Source organism: Fictibacillus sp. NRS-1165, assembly GCF_050468105.1.
Taxonomy (GTDB): Bacteria; Bacillota; Bacilli; order Bacillales; family Fictibacillaceae; genus Fictibacillus_C; species Fictibacillus_C terrinigri.
The window spans coordinates 1-1920 of sequence record NZ_JBDPNU010000165.1 but is presented as its reverse complement, the minus strand read 5'-3'; the positions used below and the strand labels follow the sequence as shown (position 1 = coordinate 1920).

Below are 1920 nucleotides of genomic sequence, written 5' to 3'. Positions count from 1 at the left end.
ATCATAAGTAATGGAACGTTTTTAATGGCAACATACAATGATGTGTCCGAAAGATTACTAGTAAAGGCGGCGCTGGATGTAGCATTAACTCCGGAACGTGTTCTTATTGGAGGATTAGGTGTTGGATTTTCGTTGGCAGAGGCATTAAATGATCGACGTGTAAGTCAAGTAAAGGTTATCGAGATAGTTGATAAAGTTATCGAATGGAATCAATCCTATCTTGCGCCCTTTTCAAATAACAGCTTAGAGGATTATCGAACAGAAGTAGTTCACGCTGATCTCCTCGAATGGATTCACCGGAGAGAGGGTCAATTTGAAGTTATTTGTTTAGATATTGACAATGGGCCTGATTGGACAGTGACCGAAGCCAATGCTAGGTTATATCAGAAGGACAGTCTTGTTGCATTGTCAGACTTATTGGCTTCAAATGGTGTTATTACTTTTTGGAGTGCTTCTCCATCGCCGGAATTCGTCGTACGACTAAGGCATACCTTTCATAAAGTAATAGAATTAGCTGTACCTCAGGAAGGTCACGATGCGGATTATGTTTATATAGCGTCGCTCCCAATAAATCCAGTGAAAGTTGACCAAAGATAAAACAGACTATTTCCAAGTGAATTCCTCAACAGAGCCAGAAAGGAACTTATAGTCTTTGTGATTCCACAAAAGGAAAAAATTAAAGAGGATGCGAACGGATCAAACGTATCCCTCCATAATTTTATGTTTGAATCAAGAGAGTATATCGTCTTTCCGAAAAGACCGAACCGTCTTAGTATACCCTACGCGTTTTGCTGTCGTATATTCTATATGTAATATAAAGAAGGACGTTTATAAGGTAGAATGGGATAATAAATTATACCTTTTGGGGGAAGAATTCCGTTTTCTTCCCTATGTCCATCACTTCTGTAAGACCGGATACGTCAAATAATCGGTGGACACGATCCGTCACCCCTCTTAGCTTTAGCGTACTGTCGTTCTTTTTCAAGGACTTAAGAACTTTAATGAAAATACCCAACCCCGTGTTGTCCATGAAGTCAATTTGTTGAAGATCGATAATAATGTCTTTCCTTTTTTCTTCTGATAGTGGTATAAGTACTTCTTTTAACTTTGGTGCAGTATAGACATCAATTTCTCCATTCAATACTAAATAATGTGAATCGTTTAATTGTTCATGTTTAATTTTAAGATTCATTTGTTTTCCCCCCAAGAGTAGAATTGGCCAGAAAATTCATCCTTAACTTTATATAGTGTATTAGCGTAGGTTATATGTAGGGACGATGAATTGGCTTTTGTTATAACTTAATGACTTTAATCTTTTTTATAGACATTCACATCAGCAATTCTCCATGATCGATAAAACAGATATAAAAAATACATACTATTCTAATCCCCTATTTAATGGTTAACAGGATGATCCTCCTAAAGTTCAACAAAGTGGACGTACTTGTTAGTTATGAAAGTGAAAAGAACTTGGAATCAAAAAGAAAGAAGGGGATCAATGGTGTTCTTCAAATCACAATTAGTACAAAAATACCCTCGAATTGTTAAGAAGAACGAGACCATTTTATAAAGTTGGGTATGTTTACACAAACCCGTTCTTAATATAAATAAGCTGCTCTGACAAGTTTTGCAAAGATAGCCAGTACCTCAAGCACGAACAAATCATTTTCACCTTTTCCTTAAGAAGATCTTAAATGCAGTCTGTACTTGGGATGATTTTATTATTTCATAATAATTTATTTATAGGTACTGGGTTAATTTGTCGTAAAAGTACTAGTTTTGACAATCTTGGTCTAATCCTAAAATACCGTACAAAAAAGCGGGCAACTACCGAATTCAATATTTGGTCGTGTGGATGTGTTCCTAGATCTGCACCACTAGGGATTTTACAAAATTGAAGGCACTCATGAAGATGTAACG

2 protein-coding genes are annotated in these 1920 nt (G+C 36.2%); one reads left to right on the top strand and one right to left on the bottom strand.

All coding sequences use genetic code 11. The annotated features are described in order from the left end of the window. Window positions 1-597, top strand: a 597-nt coding sequence (locus ABHN01_RS25565; protein WP_429877879.1) for a spermine/spermidine synthase, incomplete at its 5' end; no start/stop codon positions are given. 256 nt (window positions 598-853) lie between these two features. Here ABHN01_RS25565 and ABHN01_RS25560 read toward each other — a convergent pair. Further along, window positions 854-1192, bottom strand: a complete 339-nt coding sequence (locus ABHN01_RS25560) for an STAS domain-containing protein (RefSeq protein ID WP_429877878.1) — start codon at window positions 1190-1192, stop codon at window positions 854-856. Window positions 1193-1920: the final 728 nt, after the last annotated feature.

Bases quoted from the DNA above. Each gene is read 5' to 3' on its own strand.
- ABHN01_RS25560 (WP_429877878.1), bottom strand. From the start codon at position 1,192: ATGAATCTTAAAATTAAACATGAACAATTAAACGATTCACATTATTTA.